Raw genomic sequence first — 19,383 nt, 5'->3', positions numbered from 1 at the left:
GGGGGAGCGGCCCTTTCGGCGTTCGACTCAGCCGACCTCGACGCTCTCCAGCAGCCCCAGCGCGTCGGGCACCAGGACGGCCGCCGACTGGTAGGCGGTGACCAGGTACGACAGGATCGCCCGGTCGTCGATCCCCGAGAAACGCACCGACAGGCCAGGCTCGCGCTCGTCGGGCAGCCCCGTGCGGCGCAACCCGACCACCCCCTGATCGTCCTGACCCAGCCGCATCGCCATGATCGAGGTCAGCCCCCGATCCGTGACCGGGATCTTGTCGCACGGCAGCAGCGGCACCCCCCGCCACGCGATCACCGCGCCTCCCGGCACCCGCGTCGTCGACGGATACACCCCGCGCGCGCTGCACTGCCTGCCGAACGCCGCGATCGCCCTCGGATGCGCCAGGAAACAGTGCGTCTTCCTGCGCCTGGCCAGCAGATCGTCCAGATCGTCGGGCGTCGGCGGCCCGCCCCTGGTGTGGATCCGCTGCCGCAGGTCGGCGTTGTGCAACAGCCCGAACTCCCTGTTGTTGACCAGCTCGTCCTCCTGCCGCTCCCGCAACGCCTCCACCGTCAGCCGCAGCTGCTGCTCGACTTGGTCCATCGGATCGCTGTACAGGTCGGCCACCCTGGTGTGCACACGCAGGATCGTCTGCGCCACGCTCAGCTCGTACACCCTGGGCGCCAGGTCGTAGTCGACGAACGTGCCCGGCAGCCGAGCCTCACCCACATGCCCGGCCGCCAGCGCCACCTCCGCCTCGCCGTACCTGTTCTGCCGCCTGGGCCCGCCCGACGGCGCCAGCTGGGCCCGCAGGCCGGGGGAGCGGGCCAGCAGGCCCCGCAACGCGGGGCCGGGCAACGCCAGCACCGTGCACGCGGTGACCGCCCGCACCGTGTACGGCCAGCCGGCCGAACCGCCCGTCAGCAGCGCGTCGCCGAGATGGTCGCCGTCGGCCAGCCGGCCCACCGCCACCGCGCCGCCGTAGGCGCCGTGCGCCGAGGTGGCCAGCTTGCCGTGCGCGACCAGCAGCAGCTCCTCGACCGGCGCGCCCTCCTCGGCGATCACCTGATCCGGCTCGTACTCCCGCTGCTCGAACAGCCCCGCCAGCTCCGCCAGCACCTCGGCGTCGGCGAAACCCCGCAGCGCCGGCAGCTCGCACAACTCGCCCGGCACCACCCGCACCTCGGCGCCCGTCGAGGTGAAGCTCACCCTGCCGTCGCCGACCCGGTAGGACAGGCGACGGTTGACCCGGAAGGAGCCACCCGACACCTCCACCCACGGCAGCACCCGCAGCAGATGCCGCGGCGAGATCTCCCGCATGAACGGCGCCGACTTGGTGACGGTCGCCAGATTCCTGGCGGCCGCCGTGCTCAGACTCGACGCCGTCACGACGCTGCCCTCCCCAGCTGTGTCCTCCCCAGCAGGGTCCCGATCCTCGTGCTGGCCGTGCCGAGCCCCGTCGGCCCCGGCACCCACCGGGTGCCCCGCAACGTCGCCTCGTCATATCGTCGGCACTCCTGGTGCCAGCGCAGGATCGCCGCCATCCAGTCGCCCAGCTCGGCCACATAGTCGGCCACCGACGCCCGCAACCCCGCGTCGGCGGCCGTGCCGTCGAGCAGCGCCGGCAGATCCACCTCGGCGACCTTCTGGAACTGCCGCATCCGCGCCGCCATCAGCGAACCGACCAGCTCCGCCGCCCTGGAGACGTCGCAGTCGAAGAACGTCTGCATGACCAGCACCATGTTGTGCAGCTCGCCCTCGTACTCGATCTCCTTCTGATAGGAGAACAGGTCGTTGAGCATGCACGCCCAGTCCTGGGCCGCGTCGACCAGCGCCGCCATCGGCCGCGACCCCCACACCTCGGCCGGGATCGACCGCCCCGGCTCCAGCCGCGCCAGCGCCATCGTCATGTCCGAACCGAACGTCCTGCGCCGCATCTCCACGTAGTCGACCGGATCGGGAACCCGGTTCTGGAGGTGGTTGGCCAGCTCCCAGAGCCAGCTGTCGGTCATCGCCTCCACCGCCGCCCTGAACTCCGCCCGCGCCTGCGGCGACATCGGCTCGGCCGTACGGACCCACAGGTCGGCCAGGCCGCGCTCCACCGGGTTGGCCGCCACCGCCGTCACCACCAGATCCAGCGGCATGAACTCCGAAAGGCGCCGGTTGAACGCCTTCGCCCCGGTGAAGTCGCGCGACCGGCCGAACACCGCCGGCAGATAGTCGTCACCGTAGGTGCCCCAGCTCAGCCAGTCGGCCGCCAGCACCAGCTCCTCCAGACCCGCGTCAGGATCGATACCCGCCGCGCACAACGCCAGGTCGTAGCCGTCGTGCCCGGCCCTGTCCCACACCAGCGTGTAGAAGCCCATCGCCTCCGCGAACTCGAGCGTCGCCCCGCGCGCCGCCTCCAGATGCGGGTTCTCCCGCACCTGGAACGGCATCACGATCTCCGGCAGCCGAAGCGGACCCACCTGCTGGTACGGCACGTGCACGTGGTTCCTCAGCCCGCCGGGACCCATGACATGCCGCGGCGAGACATGCAGACCCGTGCGCCCGCCGCCATTCATGTACCGGTTCGAGCGCATATGCCACTCGTGCCCGCCCGACTGCCAGTCCTGCAGGCCACGCGCGTAACGCAGCACCGCCTCCTGCTCGTGCGGCAGCAGCGCCTGCTCGGCGAACAGCACCGGCAGCTCGGTGAACACCGTGTGCTCGAACACGTGCAACCGCGAGGTGATCAGATCATTGGTGATCTCCGCCGCCTTCTGCGTGTCGCAGCCGAGGAACTTCTCCACCACCAGCACGCAGTTGGACAGCTCACCCTCCTCCTCCACCTCCCGCTGGTAGGAGAACAGGTCGTTGCGCAGGTGCACCGCGTCGGCGAACGTCTGCGTCAGCACCCTGATCGAACGGCTGCCCGCCACCCGCGCCGGAACCTCCGCGCCCACCGCGTGCTCGACCAGGCACGCAGACCATGGAGCACCGCCCACCTTGCGGCGCTCCTCGATGTACTCGATCGGATTGGACACCTGGCCGTCCTCGATGTGGAACAACTCCCACATCGACTCCTGCATCAGCTCGCGGTTGCCCTTGACGAAACGCTCACGCCACTGCCGCGACATGCCGGGCACCGTACGGGCCCACAGATCCCGCAACCCCTTCTCCACCGGATTGGACGGCTCCGGCGGATCATCGGACATGAACAGATCGAGCCGATCCAGATACGCCTGGGCGCCCGCCACATCCTTCGACCGCTTGAAGATCTCCAGGAAGTGGTCGTCGAAGAAGAACACCCACACATACCAGTCGGTGATCAGGTCCAGCTCGTCGGCATCGCACTCCGGATGGGTGTAGGCGCACAGCAGGCCGTAGTCCATGCCGTCGAACCTGCGCTCCTCCCAGATCTCCGGATCGTCCAGCATGCCCATCTCCCGCGCCCACCGCTTGGTGTGGACGCGGGCCGACTCCACATGCGGATTCAGCCTGGCCGGATACGGACAGTAGAACTCCGGCAGCTCGAAGGGGCCCATCAGCCGACTTCGACGCTTTCCAGGATGCCCAGCGCGTCGGGCACCAGCACCGCCGCCGAGTAGTACGTCGTCACCAGATAGGAGATGACCGCCTGGTCGTTGACGCCCATGAAGCGCACCGAAAGACCCGGCTGGTACTCATCCGGCAAGCCCGTCCTGTGCAGGCCGATCACGCCCTGGTTCGCCTCACCCAGCCGCATCGCCATGATCGAGGTGACACCCTTGTCGCTCACCGGGATCTTGTTGCACGGCAGCACCGGAACGCCCCGCCACGCCGGCACGCTCTGCCCGCTGTACTCGACGTTGGACGGATACAGGCCGCGGGCGTTGCACTCGCGGGCGAACGCCGCGATCGCCCGCGGATGGGCCAGCAAGACCCCCGGATCCTTCCACACCTTGGCCAGCAGCTCGTCCATGTCATCCGGCGTCGGCGGCCCGCTACGGGTATGCACCCGCTGCTTGAGATCGGCGTTGTGCAGCAGACCGAACTCCCTGTTGTTGACCAGCTCGTCCTCCTGCCGCTCCCGCAACGCCTCGATCGTCAGCCGCAACTGCTGCTCGGTCTGGTTCATCGGCTCGTTGTACAGATCGGCCACCCGCGAGTGCACCCGCAGGATCGTCTGCGCCACACTCAGCTCGTACTGCCGCGGCGCCAGCTCGTAGTCGACGAACGTGCCCGGCAGCCGCGCCTCACCCACATGGCCCGCCGCCAGCGCGATCGCGGCCTCGCCATGCGCGTTCTGCGCGTGCCCGTCCCCGTCCCCGTCCGCCGCGTTCTCCAGCCGCTCGTGCAACGCCTGCGACAGGCCCCTGACCTCGGCCAGCGCCTGCGCCGACAGCGTCAGCACCGTGCACGCCGTGACCGCCTTCGCCGTGTAGTCCCACTGGCCGTCCACCCCCACCAGGACCTGCTCGCCCAGATAGTCGCCGTCGGCCAGCACCCCCAGAACCGTCTCGTTGTCGTAGGCGCCCGGCGCGAGCTTGCGCACCTTGCCGTGCGCGATCAGCACCACCAGGTCGCGCGGACCGCCCGCCTCCACGATCGTCTCGCCCGGCCGCACCTCCCGCTGGACGAACCGGCCGGCCAGCGCCGCAAGCGCCTCCTGGTCGTCGAACCCGCGCAGCGCCGGCAACTCGGCCAGTTCCCCGGGAATGACGCGAACCTCCGAACCCGTCGAGGTGAACGTGACGCGCCCGTCGCCCACCGCGTACGTCAGCCGCCTGTTGACCCGGTAGACACCGCCGATCGCCTGCACCCACGGCAGCACCCGCAGCAGATGCCGCGAGGTGATCTCCTGCATCTGCGGCACCGACTTCGTCGTCGTCGCCAGATTGCGTGCCGCGGCTGTACTGAGGCTGAGCTGGTCGTCGGTCATTCCCTCACCTTGTCGCTCGGAGATCTACGCCACGTAAAGTTATCCACTGAACACGCAAAGTAAAACCTGTCCTATCAGCAAAGTCTCAGGGGCCACAGGGAACCCAACTGTCACAACAGGCCGTCAAAAGGGCGTGCGCAGACGACGGATCACCGACAGTGGAAGGCTCGCCGAGCTCGACCTCCTCCGCTTCATCGCGGCCATGGCCGTCCTCGCCTTCCACTTCTTCGTCGCCTTCGCCTCCGTCTGGGGACAGCGGCCCTCCACGCTCTTCCCCTGGCTCGCACCTGTCGCGGGGCTCGGCATCCTCGGCGTCGAACTGTTCTTCGTCATCAGCGGATTCGTCATCCTCATGACCGTGTGGGGGCGCGGGCTCGGCGCGTTCGCCTGGTCCAGATTCGTCCGGCTGTATCCGGCCTACTGGCTCAGCCTGGCGGCCGTCGCCGTCGTGTACGGCGTGCTCGCCGCCAAGCCGCTCGACCCCAAGCTGCCGTTGCCTGAGTACCTGCTCAACGCGACCATGTTCCAGCGCCTGTTCAGCGTGAAAGACGCGATGGGGGTCTACTGGTCACTGTGGGCCGAGCTGCGCTTCTACCTGCTCATCTCCATCGTGGTGATCATCGGCGTCACCCACCGGCGCGTCCTCGTCTTCATGACCGTCTGGCTCGCCGCCGCCCTGGCCCTCGTCGTGCCCGGCTGGTTCGGCCTGGAGGTGCCCTTCCTCCACCACGCGCTCGTCACCGAGACCGTCATGCCCGCCTACGCCGGCTACTTCGTCGCGGGCATGGCCCTCTACCTCATCCACCGGCACGGCTCGGCCTGGCTGCCCTGGCTGCTGTTCGCGCTGTCCTGGGTCCTGGCCGTCGACTCGGCGATCGACCGCGTCGCCCGACGCATCAAGGCGGCCGGCTTCGCCGCCATGCCCGTCACCGAGACCGGCGTCGTCTTCACCATCACCCTGATCTTCGCGGTCATGGCCATGGTCGCGCTCGGCTACTTCCGCATGCCGTCCTCGCCCCTGCTCACCGCGCTCGGCGGCACCACCTACCCGCTCTACCTCTTCCACAGCCTCGTCGCCGTCGTCCTCATCCCACCCCTGGTCGGCGCCATGCCCGCCTGGGCCCTGGGCCTGATCGCCACGCTCGTCACCATCCTCTTGTCGTATCTTGTCTATTCCTGTGCCGAACGCCCCATCCAGCGGTTCCTGCGGCCCCGCCGTACCGCGCAAAGCACGCCAATGCCCGCCGTACGGGCGGAAAAGGCGTCGGTGCCATAACTCTGTGACCCTCAGGGACTGTGAAGGGCATAGGCTCGGGCATATAAACGGCGGATAGACAGACCGGACTCTGTAGGCCGGACTACGAGAGGTGCGCATGACGGTGCGTCGGGTGATGGGCATCGAGACCGAGTACGGCATCTCCGTACCCGGCCAGCCAGGCGCCAACGCGATGGTGACCTCCTCCCAGGTCGTGAACGCCTACCTGGCCGCCTCGGCCGCCAGGGCGCGCAGGGCCCGCTGGGACTTCGAGGAGGAGAACCCCCTGCGCGACGCCAGAGGCTTCGACCTGGCCCGCGAGGTCGCCGACCCCAGCCAGCTGACCGACGAGGACCTCGGCCTGGCCAACGTCATCCTCACCAACGGCGCCCGCCTCTACGTCGACCACGCCCACCCCGAATACTCCACGCCGGAGGTCACCAACCCGCGCGCCGCCGTCATCTGGGACAAGGCAGGCGAGCGCGTCATGTACGACGCCGCCGTACGCGCCTCGGCCATCCCCACCAACGCCCCCATCCAGCTCTACAAGAACAACACCGATGCCAAGGGCGCCTCCTACGGCTGCCACGAGAACTACCTCATGCGGCGTGCCACGCCCTTCGCCGACATCGTCCGCCACCTGACGCCGTTCTTCGTCTCCCGGCAGGTCGTCGTCGGCGCCGGCAAGGTCGGCATCGGACAGGACTCACGCGGCGAAGGCTTCCAGATCAGCCAGCGCGCCGACTTCTTCGAGGTCGAGGTCGGCCTGGAGACGACGCTCAAGCGGCCCATCATCAACACCCGCGACGAGCCCCACGCCGACCCGGAGAAGTACCGCAGGCTCCACGTCATCATCGGCGACGCCAACATGTCGGAAATTTCGACATATTTGAAGCTCGGGACGACAGCCCTCGTCCTCGCCATGATCGAAGACAACTTCCTCACCCGCGACCTCGCCGTCGACAACCCCGTCCAAGCCCTCCGCGCCGTCTCCCACGACCCCACCTGCCGCTACGAGATCCCCATGCGCGACGGCCGCAAGCTCACCGCCATCCAGCTGCAGATGGAATACCTCGAACAAGCCCGCAAATACGTCGAAGAGCGCGGCACCGCCACCGAGGAAATGAACAAGGACATCCTCGACCGCTGGGAATCCGTCCTCACCCGCCTGGCCGAAGACCCCATGCAGCTCTCCCGCGAACTCGACTGGGTCGCCAAACTCGAACTCCTCGAGGGCTACCGCACCCGCGACGGCCTCGCCTGGTCACACCCCCGACTCCAGCTCGTCGACCTCCAGTACTCCGACATCCGGCCCGACCGCGGCCTCTACAACCGGCTCGTCGCCCGCGGCCGCATGCAGCGCCTCGTCACCGAAGAACAGGTCCAGCGCGCCGTCGAGAACCCACCCACCGACACGCGCGCCTACTTCCGCGGCCGCTGCCTGCGCCAATACAGCGAATCGGTCGCCGCCGCCTCCTGGGACTCCGTCATCTTCGACATCCCCGGCAGGGAATCACTCCAACGCGTCCCCACCCTCGAACCGCTGCGCGGCACCAAGGCCCACGTCGGCGAACTCTTCGACCGCTGCCGCACCGCCGCCGACCTCGTCGCGGCCCTGACCGGCGGCGACTGACCCGACCCGATCGCACCCGTACGGCACGCCGAACACCCGCGCGGGCACCGACTCGGCGGATGACCACGCGGCGGGGCCGCCATGCGGTGGCTCGCAACGCGGCCGACCGTCATGGGGCCGACCGTCACGCGGCGTATCACCATGCGGCGTATCACCACGCCGCGGATCGTCACGCGGCGGATCGTCACCCGCCCGACTGCTGCGCGGCTGACCGCCATACGGCGTCTCACCACGCTCCGCGGGAAGCGCATGGGAACCGACGCACGGAGCGGCGGCGGCAGCCGTACACCGGACTGGACGTCAGAGCAGCGAGACGCCCAGGATCAGCGTGCCCACCGCCAGCGACAGGCCGCCCGCGAACGTGAGCCAGATCAGCCGGCTCGGCTTCGTGTCACCCGGCCGGATCACCGACAGAAAGAACCCCAGCGGCATCAGGATCGGCGCGGCCACGATCAGCGTCCGCACCAGCGACCGCATGCCCTCCGACAGGCCCGACTGGTCGATGTAGAGCAGCGCCACCAGGCTGAACAGAACCAGCACGCCCGCGTGGGCGTGGCCTGCGCGCCAGAGGCCGCGGCGGACCGGGTTGTCGTTATAGCCGGGGACGTTCCGCATGAGGAAGGTCAAGAGGGTAATGCCCCCGTAGGCGACCAACGGGACTGTGATGAGGAGCACACCGGCGGTGCTGAGCGTCGCGGGGGACATCGCGGACCTCCTTGGGGAGCGGGCCTTCAGTATTGGATAGGGACGCTATCCAGTCAACCGGTGAAGATCGCGAGGCTTGGTGCGCGAAATGTCGCCCGGTTCGGGGAAGATAACCAGGAGAGGCAGTCCCCCAAGCGGAGGAAGATCATGGCGAACAGGGACACCGGCGGTCAGAAGCAGACCGGTCGCCGCGAGACCGAGGTCGAGGAGACCGAGGCCTCGGCGGCTGGCGATGTGCAGGAGCGCCAGGAGAAGCTGACCGACGACGTCGACGCAATTCTGGACGAAATCGACGAAGTTCTCGAAGAGAACGCAGAGGAGTTTGTCAGGTCATACATTCAAAAAGGCGGGCAGTAGGGGATAAAGCGGACATCGAAAAGGGGCTAAACGGGTGGAAGTGCCCGAGGAGGCGAAGCGATGCCCGGACTGTGGGGAGAGTAAGGCGTTCTCCGAGTTCGGGCTCAACAAGCGCATGGCCGATGGCCTGGCGCGGTACTGCAAGGCCTGTTTTCGGGTGAGGTATGCGCAGAGCTACCGCAAGCGCAAGGCCGAGCAGGGCAAGGCCGTGCGTGAGCGTGTGGTGGCGCCCGAAGGGCACAAGTACTGCCCGCGATGTCTAGAGATCAAGGTCGTCGCCGAATTCGGGCGGAACCGCTCGAATGAGGACGGGCTGACCGCTTACTGTAAGCCGTGTCACGTGCAGGTCATGCGTGAAGACAGGATCAAAAACCACGGTAGTGAGCGGAACTACCTGCTCAAGTACCGCTACGGCATCACCGAGGACGACTACGAGCGGATGCTCGCCCAGCAGGGCGGGCTCTGCGCCATCTGTCAGGTCGTGCCCGGCACGCACGTCGACCACTGCCACGCCACCGGCCTGGTGCGCGGCGTGCTGTGTTTCAACTGCAACAACGGGTTGGGGCACTTCCAGGACAGCGTCGTGCTCATGGAGGTGGCGGCGCTCTACCTGGACGGGGTGGTGCTCTGGCCGGACTACGTGGTCCTGCCGGAGCGCAGGGACGGGCAGGTCGCGCGGACGCGGACGTACCACCTGTCGCGGCGGTACCGGATGCGGCACGAGGACGTGGAGCGGATGATCGGCGACCAGCATGGGTTGTGCGCGGTCTGCTGGGATCGTCCGCCCGAGCACGTGGATCATTGTCATCGCACGGGTGATGTGCGGTTCGCGTTGTGCCTGCCGTGTAATACGGGGATCGGGCAGTTTCGGGATGATGCGGGGGTCGTGCGGAGGGCGGTCGCCTATCTGGAGGCGACGTTCGTGGAGTGGGAGCTCGACGAGGAGGAGCTGGAGGAGTTCGCGCGTCTCGAGGACGAGCGGTGGTCGGAGTTCCTGTCGCGGGCGGTACCGGTCTGAGCGGCCGGTCGACGCACTCTGTCGTGGAGCCCCGCGTCTTGGAGCCCCGCGTCTTGGAGCCCCGCCTGGGCGGCCGGTCCAGGGAGATCGGTTTGGGCGGCTGGTCTAGACGTATTCGACGGAGACGCCGAGCAGACGGACGGGCCGGTCGTGCCGGAAGCGGTCGAAGATCGTGAGGGCGGCCTGTTCGATGGTGGCGGCGTCGAGGGTGGGCTGGGGGAGTTTGGCCTGCCGGGTGTGGGTGGTGAAGGGGGCGTAGCGGACCTTCACGGTGACGCGGATGACGGGACGTCCTTCGGTTTCGCCGGCCAGCCGGTGGGCCAGCGCGCTGATGTGGTCGCGCATGGCGGCGGGGTCGGTGAGGTCCTGGGTGAAGGTGTTCTCGTGGCCGTGGCCGCGCGGCACCCATGGGGTGCTGGTGACGCTGGTTTCGCCTTTGCCGAGGGCGAGGTAGCGCAGCCAGGGGCCGTTGGTGGGGCCGAAGTGGGCGGCCAGGTGGGCGGGGTCGGCGGCGGCGAGTTGGGCGACGGTGTGGAGGCCGAGGTCGGCGAGTTTTCTGCCGGTCTTGGGGCCGATTCCCCACAGGGCGGTGGTGGGGCGTTCGCCCATGACGGCCTGCCAGGTCTCGGTGGTGAGTCGTGAGAGGCCTGCGGGCTTGTTGAACTGGGCGGCGAGTTTGGCCTGGTGCTTGTTGTCGCCGATGCCGACGGAGCAGGTGAGTCCTGTCGCGGCGGTGACGGCGTGCTGGATGTCCTTGGCGAGGGTTTCGGGGTCGTCGGTGGTGGCGCCGAGGAAGGCCTCGTCGAGTCCCCAGACTTCGACGATGACGGGGAAGCGGCGCAGGACGTCCATGACGGCGGCGCTGGCGGCTTCGTAGGCGGGCAGGTCGGTGGGGAGGTAGACGGCGTCGGGCAGGCGTTTGAGGGCGGTGCGCATGGGGGTGCCTGACTGGACGCCGTGCCGGCGGGCCTCGTAGGAGGCGGTGGCGACGACGGTGCGGGGCGTGGTGGGATCGCCGTTGCCGCCGACGATGACGGGTCGTCCGTTGAGTTCGGGGTGGCGGAGGATCTCGACGGCGGCCATGAAGGCGTCGAGATCGACGTGGAGCACCCAGTCCCGCATGGTGTCCAGTATGACCTGGGGGTCTGCCCGGGTGGGGGGAGTGGCATGGCCGCGGCGCGGAGAGGTCGTTACGACGGGCCGACCATCGCATGGGGTTGCCGGGGCGTAAATGGTTCGCGCTGAGCTGATCGTGGGAAGTGCATGCAACAGCACAACATGAGTAGGGTCGGGCCTAAGAACACTGAGGTTTTTGGAGGGAGTCGCGTGGCACAGCACAGGGATCTGCCCGCCGGCTTGATGAGCCAGCTCTTCGTGAACAACGGAAGTTCCTCGTTCTCCGAGTTCGTCGGCAGGCATGCTCCTGACCTGCTGCCGGCGCGCGCGCAGACGCTGGCCACGCCGATCGGTGACCAGGTGCCGCACGCGACCACGATCGTCGCCGCGACGTGCGCCGGTGGGGTGGTGATGGCCGGTGACCGGAGGGCGACCTCGGGCAATGTGATCTCCCAGCGGGACATCGAGAAGGTGTTCAGGACCGACGACTACTCCTGCATGGGGATCGCGGGCACGGCCAGCACGGGCATCGAGATGGCCAGGCTCTACCGGGTGGAGCTGGAGCACTACGAGAAGATGGAGGGTCGCACGCTGTCGGTGGCCGGCAAGGCCAACAGGCTGGCGACGATGATCCGCGGCAACCTGGCGATGGCGATGCAGGGCCTGGTGGTGGTGCCGCTGTTCGCCGCCTACGACCCTGACAAGGACGCAGGGCGGATCTTCAGTTATGACGTGGCGGGCGGCCCGTACGAGCGGGACAAGTTCGATGCGATCGGCTCGGGTTCGATCTTCGCGCGGGGCTCGTTGAAGAAGCTCTACAGGGAGAACGCGTCGGCGCAGGACATCGTGACGACGGTGATCCAGGCGCTCTACGACGCCGCGGACGACGACTCGGCGACGGGTGGTCCTGATGTGACCAGGAAGATCTGGCCCGTCGTCGCGGTCATCGACGGTGACGGTTTCCGGCGGCTGAGCGACGAGGAGGTCGCCGCGGTGGTCGGGCGGATGCTCGAGGAACGCATGATCTCCCCTGACGGCCCTATCGCCCCGCTGGCCTAGAAAGGACCTCCCGACGTGTCCATGCCTTTTGGATATGCCTCGCCCGAGCAGATCATGCGCGACAAGGCGGACTACGCGCGTAAGGGCATCGCGCGTGGTCGCAGCGTGGTGGTGCTGCAGTACGCCGACGGCATCCTGTTCGTCGCGCCGAATCCGTCGCGCGCGCTGCACAAGGTGAGCGAGATCTACGACAGCATCGGGTTCGCGGCGGTGGGCCGCTACAACGAGTTCGAGGAGTTGCGGCTGGGCGGCATCCGTTATGCCGACATCAACGGCTACACCTATGACCGTTCGGATGTGACGGGTCGTGGGCTGGCCAACCTGTACGCCTCGAATCTGGGCCGGATCTTCACCGAGTCGATCAAGTCGCTCGAGGTGGAGGTGGTGGTGGCCGAGGTGGGTGACACGCCTGACGGTGACGCGATCTACCGGTTGACGTTCGACGGTTCGGTGTTCGACGAGCACGGCTTCGCCGCGATGGGTGGGCAGGCCGAGGCGGTGGCGGCCAGGCTGAAGGAGCGTTACCAGGAGGGCATGTCGCTGGGTGACGCGCTGGAGGTGGCGCTGACGGCGCTGACCGAGCCGGGTGGGGAGCGTCCGCCGGCGGGTCAGCTGGAGGTGGCGGTGCTCGACCGTAACAGGGAGCACCGCAAGTTCCTGCGGTTGGCGGGGCCTCGCCTGGAGCGGCTGCTGCGCGCCGCGCCGGCGGCGGCTCCCGCGGAGGACCAACCGCCGACGGCGGCTCCCGCGGAGGACCAACCGCCGACGGCGCCGGAGCCCAGCGAGGGCGACGGCACGGAGTAACGCCCCGCGCCGTGCGGGCACGGGCTGTGCGGTGCGCCGTGTCCGCACGGGTGACGGCGGACCGCGCAGTGTGCGCCGCGCCCGGCGCGGGATGACTTGCGTGGTGCGCCCTGCCCGGCGGGCGCGATGGTACTGCGTGGTGCGCCGCGACCCGTCTGAGGTGTGTACGGCAAGCCGGGCAACGGCCACCGGGGTCACTCGGTGGCCGTCCGTCTTTCACGCGTGCTCCAGCGGGACATTGGCTGGGCGCCGTCACGTCGCCCGCGAAACCCCGGTGAGACTCGAAACACCGGGTCCTTGGAGTGACGCAGGCGTCCGCGAAATCCAGGTGGACCCGCAACACCGGGTCCTTGGGGTGACGCAAGCGTCCCCAGGTGGACCCGCAACATCGGGTCCTTGGGGTGACGCAGGCGTCCGCGAAATCCAGGAGGATCCGCAACATGGGGCCCCTGGGGTGACGCATGGGACCGGGAAATCCCGGTGAGACCCGCAGTACCGGGTCCCTGGGAGACGCTTGGGGCCGTGAAACCTTCAATGGGGCAAATGTGATCGGGATCACACGATCTTCGTAGAACCGTGGCTCCAGGTTTGGGATCAAAGCCCGTGTGAAGACGAGATACCTCGCGACCGGTGTTGCCGTGGTCGCCTGTTCGATGGTCGTGTCAGGCGGGGTCGCGCATGCGGCCACCGGCGCCACTCCGGCGTTCAAGCCGCCGAAGATCTTCGGAACGACCTTCCAGGCCGATCCGGGCCACGACTTCACCAAGGGCATCCACTCCAGGCGCGACGGCATCCTTCGTGGCTGGATCACCGGTGTCCAGAGTGACGGCACCGCCGAGTACGAGCCGATCAAGTGGAAGAACGACAAGTACACCGAGGGGTATTTCGTCGGTCCGGCGGAGGGCGACGTGATGGCCTACGCCTCGCCGATCGCCAAGAAGGTGGTCCACCTCAGCGCCTACGGGTGCGGCCGCATGTCGACCATGACGGTCGATCGCAGGACGGGCCTGGGCAACAAGAGGTGTGCGCGTTCGGTGCTGGTGAAGCGGGCCGAGAAGCAGAGGGTGCCTTCGCTGATCACGGTCTACAAGGGGCAGATCGTGAAGGTGCAGGAGATCTTCACGCCGTGAGCGCCGCGGGACCGTCCGCGGGGGCGGCGGTCCCGCAGCGTCGCATTCCCAGCGTGCCCGGCATCCTCGGCCCGCTCAGCGTTCCTGGTCCGGCCTGCTCGGTATCCTCGGTTCGGCTCGCCCGGTTCGGCGTGCCTGGCTCGGCGTGTCCGGGCCGCTCGGCGTTCCTGGTCCGGCCGGCATTCTCCCGGCCTGCTCGGCTCGCCTGGCGTGTCCGGCCTGCTCGGTATCCCCGAGGCATCCTCGGCTTGGCCCGCCTGGCGTGCTCGGCCTGCTCGGCTCGGCCTGCTCGGCCCGGCCTGCTCGGCGTTCCTGGCCTGCCCGGTGTGCCCAGTATCTCGGCCTGCCTGGCGTATCCGGCCTGCCTGGCCCGCTCACGTGCCCGGCATCCTCGGCCCGCCTGGCCTGGCAGGCATTCCCGGTGGTGCTCGGGTGCCTGTCCGGTGGGGCTCGTGTCCCGGTGTCCGCGCGCTGCTCCTACGGAGGCGAGCATCGCGCCAGGCGCCAGGTGTGCGGAGGAGCGCTTGGCGCCAGAAGACCGGCGTTCGGCGGGCCGTACCCGATCCACACCAGGCCGGGCAGGCCGCGGGACAGGACCACGGGCTGGAGCGTGGCGGTGGTGCGCACGGGACGGATACGGCGGGCCGTAAGTGAAGGGCGCCTCGAAGGCGCGCAGGGCCGGCGCTGCCGCTCTGGCGTCACAGGTGGGGCCGGTGGCGGCGGTCGGTCGGGAGGGGTGGACGGAGGTGTGCCGAGCCGCCGGTGGGGCGAGCCGGACGGGCCTTCAAGTTGAAAGAAAACCGAAACACGCGAAGATCTCTCCCGCTGGCGATTTCGGGGAACTAGTGTGAGGTGATGGATCGTCGCATCTTCGGGCTGGAGAACGAGTACGGTGTGACCTGCACGTTCAGGGGGCAGCGCAGGCTGTCGCCGGACGAGGTCGCCCGCTACCTGTTCCGCCGGGTCGTCTCCTGGGGCCGATCGAGCAATGTCTTCCTCCGCAACGGCGCGCGTCTGTACCTCGACGTGGGCAGCCACCCCGAGTACGCAACACCAGAGTGTGACAACGTCATCGAGCTCGTCACCCATGACAAGGCGGGCGAACGGATCCTCGAAGGCCTGCTCGTCGACGCGGAGAAGCGGTTGCGCGAAGAGGGCATCGCCGGTGACATCTACCTGTTCAAGAACAACACCGACTCGGCCGGCAACTCCTACGGTTGTCACGAGAACTATCTGGTCGGCAGGCACGGCGAGTTCGGCCGCCTGGCCGATGTGCTGATCCCGTTCCTGGTCACCAGGCAGATCATCTGCGGGGCGGGCAAGGTGCTGCAGACGCCGCGTGGCGCGGTCTACTGCGTCTCGCAGCGGGCCGAGCACATCTGGGAGGGTGTCTCGAGCGCCACGACCAGGTCGAGGCCGATCATCAACACGCGCGACGAGCCGCACGCCGACGCCGAGCGTTTCCGCAGGCTGCACGTCATCGTCGGCGACTCCAACATGAGCGAGTCGACGATGCTGCTGAAGGTGGGCGCGACCGATCTGGTGCTGCGGATGATCGAGGCGGGCACGGTCATGCGCGACCTGTCGCTGGAGAACCCGATCAGGGCCATCCGTGAGGTCTCCCACGACATGACGGGCCGTCGTAGGGTCCGGCTTGCCAACGGCAGGGAGGCCTCCAGCCTGGAGATCCAGCAGGAGTATCTGACCAAGGCCAAGGACTTCGTCGACAGGCGTGGCGGCGATCCCATCGCCCGCAGGGTGCTGGAGCTGTGGGAGCGCACGCTGCACGCGGTCGAGACCGGCAATCTCGACCTGGTCTCGCGCGAGATCGACTGGGTGACGAAGTATCAGCTCATCGAGCGTTACCGCAAGAAGTACGACCTGCCGCTGTCTAGCCCGCGGGTGGCCCAGCTCGATCTGGCCTATCACGACGTGCACCGGCGGCGCGGCCTGTACTACCTGCTGCAGAAGCGTGGCGCGGTCGAGCGGGTGGCCTCCGATCTGAAGATCTTCGAGGCCAAGTCGGTGCCGCCGCAGACCACCAGGGCGCGGCTGCGTGGGGAGTTCATCCGCAAGGCGCAGGAGAAGCGCCGCGACTTCACGGTCGACTGGGTGCATCTGAAGCTGAACGACCAGGCGCAGCGCACCGTGCTGTGCAAGGATCCGTTCCGCAGCGTCGACGAGCGCGTGGACAAGTTGATCGCCGGAATGTAGCGGTGGTTTTGCTGTCGTCTTATCGGGGGCGTACACGCTCTTCGGATAGGGTGACGCGAACCTGTCCGGACTCTCTTGGGGAACTCCATGCGCCGCCGCCTGGCCGTACTAGCAGCAGTGCCTTTGATCTTCGCCGCAGCCTGCGGCTCGCAGCAGCAGACCGGCGGCGGTGAAGCCGTCTCGGGGCCGAAGGTCACCGGAAATGTGGGCGCCAAGCCCACGGTGACCTTCCCCCAGGGCAGCCCGGCCGGCAAGTCGTCGGTGGAGGTGCTCAGCCCGGGCACCGGCGCGAGCGTGGCCAAGGGCGACACGGTGTTCGTGAACCTGTCGGTCTGGAGCTGGGACGGCAAGCAGAACACGCTCGAGGGCTCGACCTACGACACCAAGAAGACCGAGCCGATCACCGTCAACGACCAGATGCCGAAGGTCATGATCGACGGCTTCGGCAAGACCAAGCTCGGCGGCCGCTTCATGACGGTCGTGGCCAACGACAGCTACACCGAGCAGGAGCTGGCCCAGGCCAAGCAGAACGGCATGGACACCTCCAAGCCGCGGGTGTTCGTCTTCGACCTGATCTCGACGCTGCCGAAGGCGGCCACGGGCAAGGCGAGCGACCCGGGCGTCAAGGGCGTGACGGTGACGAGCCCCGGCGGTGACGCGGCTCCGACGCTGACCACGAAGACGTCGGCCAAGCCGCCGGCCAAGCTGGTGAACAAGACGGTCATCGAGGGCACCGGCGCGGAGGTGAAGAAGAACCAGTCGGTCGTCGTCCACTACACCGGCAAGCTGTGGGGCACCGACAAGCAGTTCGACTCCAGCTGGGGCAAGGACCCGTTCACCGTGCAGGGTGTCGGTACCGGCCAGGTCATCAAGGGCTGGGACCAGGCGCTGGAGGGCGCCAAGGTCGGCAGCCGCCTGCTGCTGGTGATCCCGCCGAACCTCGGGTACGGCGACGCGCCTTCGGGTGAGATCCCGGCCAAGAGCACGCTGGTGTTCGTGGTCGACGTTCTGGGCGCTTACTGACGGAAAATCTGATAAACCAGTGGCCTGCCCCCCAGGCCGCTGGTTATCAGGGAGGACGTCCGTGCGCCTGCTCCTGCTGCTGGTTTCGCTGGTACTGCTGGCCGCGTGCACGGACGCGTCGGCCGGTGACGATCTCGACCTGCGGGTGGGTGGCGAGTTCGGCCGCAAGCCGACCATTGTCTTTCCGGCGGGCAAACCGTCGGCGCACCTGCAGATCGACGAGCTCACCGCGGGCACGGGCACCAAGCTGGCCAAGGACGATGTGGCGATCGTGCAGTACACCGCCCACGTGTGGGACGGCAAGGAGAACCGCCTGGTCGACTCCAGCTTCAACCGCGGCACCCCGGCCGCCTTCCCGGTGGGGCAGCTGCTGCCGGGCCTGGACAAGGCGTTGCAGGGCCGTACGGTGGGCAGCAGGGTGATCGCGTCGATTCCGCCTGCGGAGGGGTTCGGCGCCAACCCGCCGCAGGGCATCGGGCCCAGCGACGACCTGTTCTACGTGATCGACATTCTCGGCGCGCACGCCAGGAACGCGCACGCCTCCGGCGGCGGCGTGCTGGGCGGGGTGAGGGTGAGCGGTTCGCAGCGGCCAAGGTTGTCGATCCCGTCGGGTCCCGCGCCGCGCGCGTTCGCGGCCAAGGTGCTCAGGCGCGGCAAAGGGCCGGTGACCGAGGCTGGGCAGCTGCTGGTCACCCAGCACGAGGGCGCGGTGTGGGGCAGCCGCAAGGTTTTCGACTCCACGTGGGAGTCGGGTCAGCCGAAGGCGTTCACGATCGGCGAGGGCAGCGTCATCAAGGGCTGGGACCGGGCGCTGGTGGGCGTGCCGACGGGCAGCAGGGTGCTGATGATCGTCCCTCCGTCCTCCGGGTACGGCGCGGCGGGCCACCCGCGCTTCGGCATCACCGGCGCCGACACGCTGGTGTTCGTCGTGGACGTCCTGGCCGCCTACTAGGCCGAGGTCTGGCGTTCGGGCTCGTAGACTCCCGGCTGTGAGTGAGCTTGCGAGCGAACCAATGAACACAGCAGCCTGGCTCACAGGCCCGACGAAGGAGGGGCTGTGAGCGAGCTTGAGGCCCTGTCCCAGTTGAGTGATCCCGTGCGGCGCAGTCTGTATGCCTATGTCGCCGGTCATGGCGGTGAGGTGGGGCGCGGCGAGGCCGCCGAGGCGGCCGGGGTGTCCAGGACGCTGGCCGCCCACCACCTGGACAAGCTGGTGGAGGCGGGGCTGCTGGAGGCGTCCTTCAGGCCGCAGGAGCGCAAGGGCCCCGGCAGCGGCAGGCCCGCCAAGGTGTACCGGCGGGCGGGGGCCGAGCTGTCGGTGAGCCTGCCGCCGCGTGACTACGCCTCGCTCGCCTCGGTGCTGGCCGACGTCGTGGAGTTGCTCGGCGGTGAGGAGCAGGCTGAGGAGGCGGCGCGGGCGGCGGGCAGGCGCCTGGCGGCCGGTGGCGGCGATCCGGTCGAGACGATGCAGGCGCGCGGCTACGAGCCGTATGTCGAGGGCGGCGTCGTCAGGCAGCGCAACTGCCCCTTCCACGCGCTGGCTCGGGACTTTCCGCTGCTGGTCTGCTCGATGAATCTGGCGCTGTGTCAGGGGCTGCTGGAAGGGCTCGGCGAGGATCCAGGCAGGGCGGCGCTCGATCCGCGGCCGGGTGAATGCTGCGTCACCCTTTCTAAAACCAATGAAGATTGACATAGTAGGGCGCATGCATCTCGCCCAACTGAACGTCGCGCACCTGCGCGCCCCCCTCGACAGCCCCGAACTCGCCGACTTCGTCGCCAACCTCGAACCCGTCAACCTGATCTCCGACGCGGCACCCGGCTTCGTGTGGCGGCTGAAGGAGAGCGATCAGGACCCGACCATGACCGTCCAGCACGACTACGGCGACCACCTGGTGATCAACTTCTCGGTGTGGGAGTCGCGCGAGACGCTCTGGAACTTCGTCTACAAGAGCCCGCACATGGCGGTGCTCCAGCGCCGCAGGGAGTGGTTCCTGCGCATCGCCGAGCCGTACACGGTGATGTGGTGGATCCCCGCGGGCACGATCCCGACGCTCGCGGAGGGGATGGACAGGCTGCAGCGCCTCAAGGCCGAGGGGCCGGGACCCGAGGCGTTCACGTTCAGGGACTTCCACGAGGCAGCCACGATGCGGTAGCGCAGCGGGAGCGGCAAGT

General features: G+C 68.3%; 17 protein-coding genes. 12 read left to right on the top strand and 5 right to left on the bottom strand.

Annotated elements, in window-relative coordinates; all coding sequences use genetic code 11:
• Positions 1-27 precede the first annotated feature (27 nt).
• From ACFXJ8_RS14895 to ACFXJ8_RS14885, 3 genes are read right to left on the bottom strand one after another with little or no spacing between them, the layout of a single operon-like run.
• Positions 28-1,383 (bottom strand): family 2B encapsulin nanocompartment shell protein, encoded by a 1,356-nt coding sequence (locus ACFXJ8_RS14895; protein WP_379644425.1) that lies wholly within the window; start codon positions 1,381-1,383, stop codon positions 28-30.
• A complete protein-coding gene (locus ACFXJ8_RS14890) occupies positions 1,380-3,521 on the bottom strand; it encodes a germacradienol/geosmin synthase (RefSeq protein ID WP_379644424.1) in 2,142 nt (713 codons plus the stop codon). Before ACFXJ8_RS14890 ends, ACFXJ8_RS14895 begins: the two co-directional genes overlap by 4 nt.
• Positions 3,521-4,897: a family 2B encapsulin nanocompartment shell protein gene (locus ACFXJ8_RS14885; protein ID WP_379644423.1), complete on the bottom strand. Its 1,377-nt coding sequence runs from the start codon at positions 4,895-4,897 to the stop codon at positions 3,521-3,523. The genes ACFXJ8_RS14890 and ACFXJ8_RS14885 overlap by 1 nt, the downstream gene beginning before the upstream one ends.
• Before the next feature lie 133 nt (positions 4,898-5,030).
• On the opposite strand from ACFXJ8_RS14885, the gene ACFXJ8_RS14880 reads away from it, so the two are divergent.
• Complete coding sequence (locus ACFXJ8_RS14880; RefSeq protein ID WP_379644422.1) at positions 5,031-6,173, top strand: acyltransferase family protein; 1,143 nt, start codon at positions 5,031-5,033, stop codon at positions 6,171-6,173.
• 97 nt (positions 6,174-6,270) lie between these two features.
• Positions 6,271-7,785, top strand: a complete 1,515-nt coding sequence (dop, locus tag ACFXJ8_RS14875; protein WP_379644421.1) for a depupylase/deamidase Dop — start codon at positions 6,271-6,273, stop codon at positions 7,783-7,785.
• Between the two features lie 300 nt (positions 7,786-8,085).
• Here the strand turns inward: dop and ACFXJ8_RS14870 are convergent, their stop codons facing one another.
• Complete coding sequence (locus ACFXJ8_RS14870; RefSeq protein ID WP_379644420.1) at positions 8,086-8,490, bottom strand: hypothetical protein; 405 nt, start codon at positions 8,488-8,490, stop codon at positions 8,086-8,088.
• A 147-nt stretch (positions 8,491-8,637) separates the two neighbouring features.
• Between ACFXJ8_RS14870 and ACFXJ8_RS14865 the strand changes: the two genes are divergently transcribed.
• Both ACFXJ8_RS14865 and ACFXJ8_RS14860 read left to right on the top strand, forming a co-directional pair.
• Entirely contained in the window at positions 8,638-8,847 is a 210-nt protein-coding gene (locus ACFXJ8_RS14865) for a ubiquitin-like protein Pup (protein WP_379644472.1), read from the top strand.
• Positions 8,848-8,887: 40 nt separating this feature from the next.
• Positions 8,888-9,865 (top strand): endonuclease VII domain-containing protein, encoded by a 978-nt coding sequence (locus tag ACFXJ8_RS14860; protein WP_379644419.1) that lies wholly within the window; start codon positions 8,888-8,890, stop codon positions 9,863-9,865.
• A 105-nt stretch (positions 9,866-9,970) separates the two neighbouring features.
• On the opposite strand, the gene ACFXJ8_RS14855 is transcribed toward ACFXJ8_RS14860, so the two are convergent.
• Entirely contained in the window at positions 9,971-10,987 is a 1,017-nt protein-coding gene (locus ACFXJ8_RS14855) for a DNA polymerase IV (RefSeq protein WP_379644418.1), read from the bottom strand.
• Positions 10,988-11,224: 237 nt separating this feature from the next.
• On the opposite strand from ACFXJ8_RS14855, the gene prcB reads away from it, so the two are divergent.
• From prcB to ACFXJ8_RS14815, 8 genes are all read left to right on the top strand, one after another.
• Positions 11,225-12,040, top strand: coding sequence for a proteasome subunit beta (gene prcB, locus ACFXJ8_RS14850; protein WP_379644471.1), 816 nt, complete (start codon positions 11,225-11,227; stop codon positions 12,038-12,040).
• Between the two features lie 21 nt (positions 12,041-12,061).
• Complete coding sequence (gene prcA, locus ACFXJ8_RS14845; RefSeq protein WP_379644417.1) at positions 12,062-12,844, top strand: proteasome subunit alpha; 783 nt, start codon at positions 12,062-12,064, stop codon at positions 12,842-12,844.
• A 605-nt stretch (positions 12,845-13,449) separates the two neighbouring features.
• Entirely contained in the window at positions 13,450-13,974 is a 525-nt protein-coding gene (locus tag ACFXJ8_RS14840; RefSeq protein WP_379644416.1) for a hypothetical protein, read from the top strand.
• Positions 13,975-14,829: 855 nt separating this feature from the next.
• Complete coding sequence (gene pafA, locus ACFXJ8_RS14835) at positions 14,830-16,188, top strand: Pup--protein ligase (protein WP_357674121.1); 1,359 nt, start codon at positions 14,830-14,832, stop codon at positions 16,186-16,188.
• A gap of 87 nt (positions 16,189-16,275) precedes the next feature.
• Positions 16,276-17,211: an FKBP-type peptidyl-prolyl cis-trans isomerase gene (locus tag ACFXJ8_RS14830; RefSeq protein ID WP_379644415.1), complete on the top strand. Its 936-nt coding sequence runs from the start codon at positions 16,276-16,278 to the stop codon at positions 17,209-17,211.
• A gap of 61 nt (positions 17,212-17,272) precedes the next feature.
• Positions 17,273-18,163, top strand: coding sequence for an FKBP-type peptidyl-prolyl cis-trans isomerase (locus ACFXJ8_RS14825; RefSeq protein ID WP_379644414.1), 891 nt, complete (start codon positions 17,273-17,275; stop codon positions 18,161-18,163).
• 105 nt (positions 18,164-18,268) lie between these two features.
• Positions 18,269-18,901 carry a helix-turn-helix transcriptional regulator gene (locus ACFXJ8_RS14820; RefSeq protein ID WP_379644413.1) on the top strand — a complete coding sequence of 211 codons (633 nt, stop codon included), beginning with the start codon at positions 18,269-18,271 and terminating at the stop codon, positions 18,899-18,901.
• Positions 18,902-18,914: 13 nt separating this feature from the next.
• Positions 18,915-19,364, top strand: coding sequence for a DUF3291 domain-containing protein (locus tag ACFXJ8_RS14815; protein WP_379644412.1), 450 nt, complete (start codon positions 18,915-18,917; stop codon positions 19,362-19,364).
• Positions 19,365-19,383: the final 19 nt, after the last annotated feature.

This window comes from Nonomuraea sp. NPDC059194 (assembly GCF_042754765.1).
In the GTDB taxonomy this organism is placed as follows: domain Bacteria; phylum Actinomycetota; class Actinomycetes; order Streptosporangiales; family Streptosporangiaceae; genus Nonomuraea.
This window is presented reverse-complemented; position numbering and strand designations above follow the sequence as displayed.

What these genes read in the sequence shown, in the direction of transcription:
- ACFXJ8_RS14855 (WP_379644418.1), bottom strand. Translation starts at nt 10,987, where the DNA reads ATGCGGGACTGGGTGCTCCACGTCGATCTCGACGCCTTCATGGCCGCC.
- prcB (WP_379644471.1), top strand. Translation starts at nt 11,225, where the DNA reads ATGAGCCAGCTCTTCGTGAACAACGGAAGTTCCTCGTTCTCCGAGTTC.
- pafA (WP_357674121.1), top strand. Translation starts at nt 14,830, where the DNA reads ATGGATCGTCGCATCTTCGGGCTGGAGAACGAGTACGGTGTGACCTGC.
- ACFXJ8_RS14830 (WP_379644415.1), top strand. Translation starts at nt 16,276, where the DNA reads ATGCGCCGCCGCCTGGCCGTACTAGCAGCAGTGCCTTTGATCTTCGCC.
- ACFXJ8_RS14890 (WP_379644424.1), bottom strand. Translation starts at nt 3,521, where the DNA reads ATGGGCCCCTTCGAGCTGCCGGAGTTCTACTGTCCGTATCCGGCCAGG.
- ACFXJ8_RS14865 (WP_379644472.1), top strand. Translation starts at nt 8,638, where the DNA reads ATGGCGAACAGGGACACCGGCGGTCAGAAGCAGACCGGTCGCCGCGAG.
- dop (WP_379644421.1), top strand. Translation starts at nt 6,271, where the DNA reads ATGACGGTGCGTCGGGTGATGGGCATCGAGACCGAGTACGGCATCTCC.
- ACFXJ8_RS14885 (WP_379644423.1), bottom strand. Translation starts at nt 4,897, where the DNA reads ATGACCGACGACCAGCTCAGCCTCAGTACAGCCGCGGCACGCAATCTG.
- ACFXJ8_RS14815 (WP_379644412.1), top strand. Translation starts at nt 18,915, where the DNA reads ATGCATCTCGCCCAACTGAACGTCGCGCACCTGCGCGCCCCCCTCGAC.
- ACFXJ8_RS14870 (WP_379644420.1), bottom strand. Translation starts at nt 8,490, where the DNA reads ATGTCCCCCGCGACGCTCAGCACCGCCGGTGTGCTCCTCATCACAGTC.
- prcA (WP_379644417.1), top strand. Translation starts at nt 12,062, where the DNA reads ATGCCTTTTGGATATGCCTCGCCCGAGCAGATCATGCGCGACAAGGCG.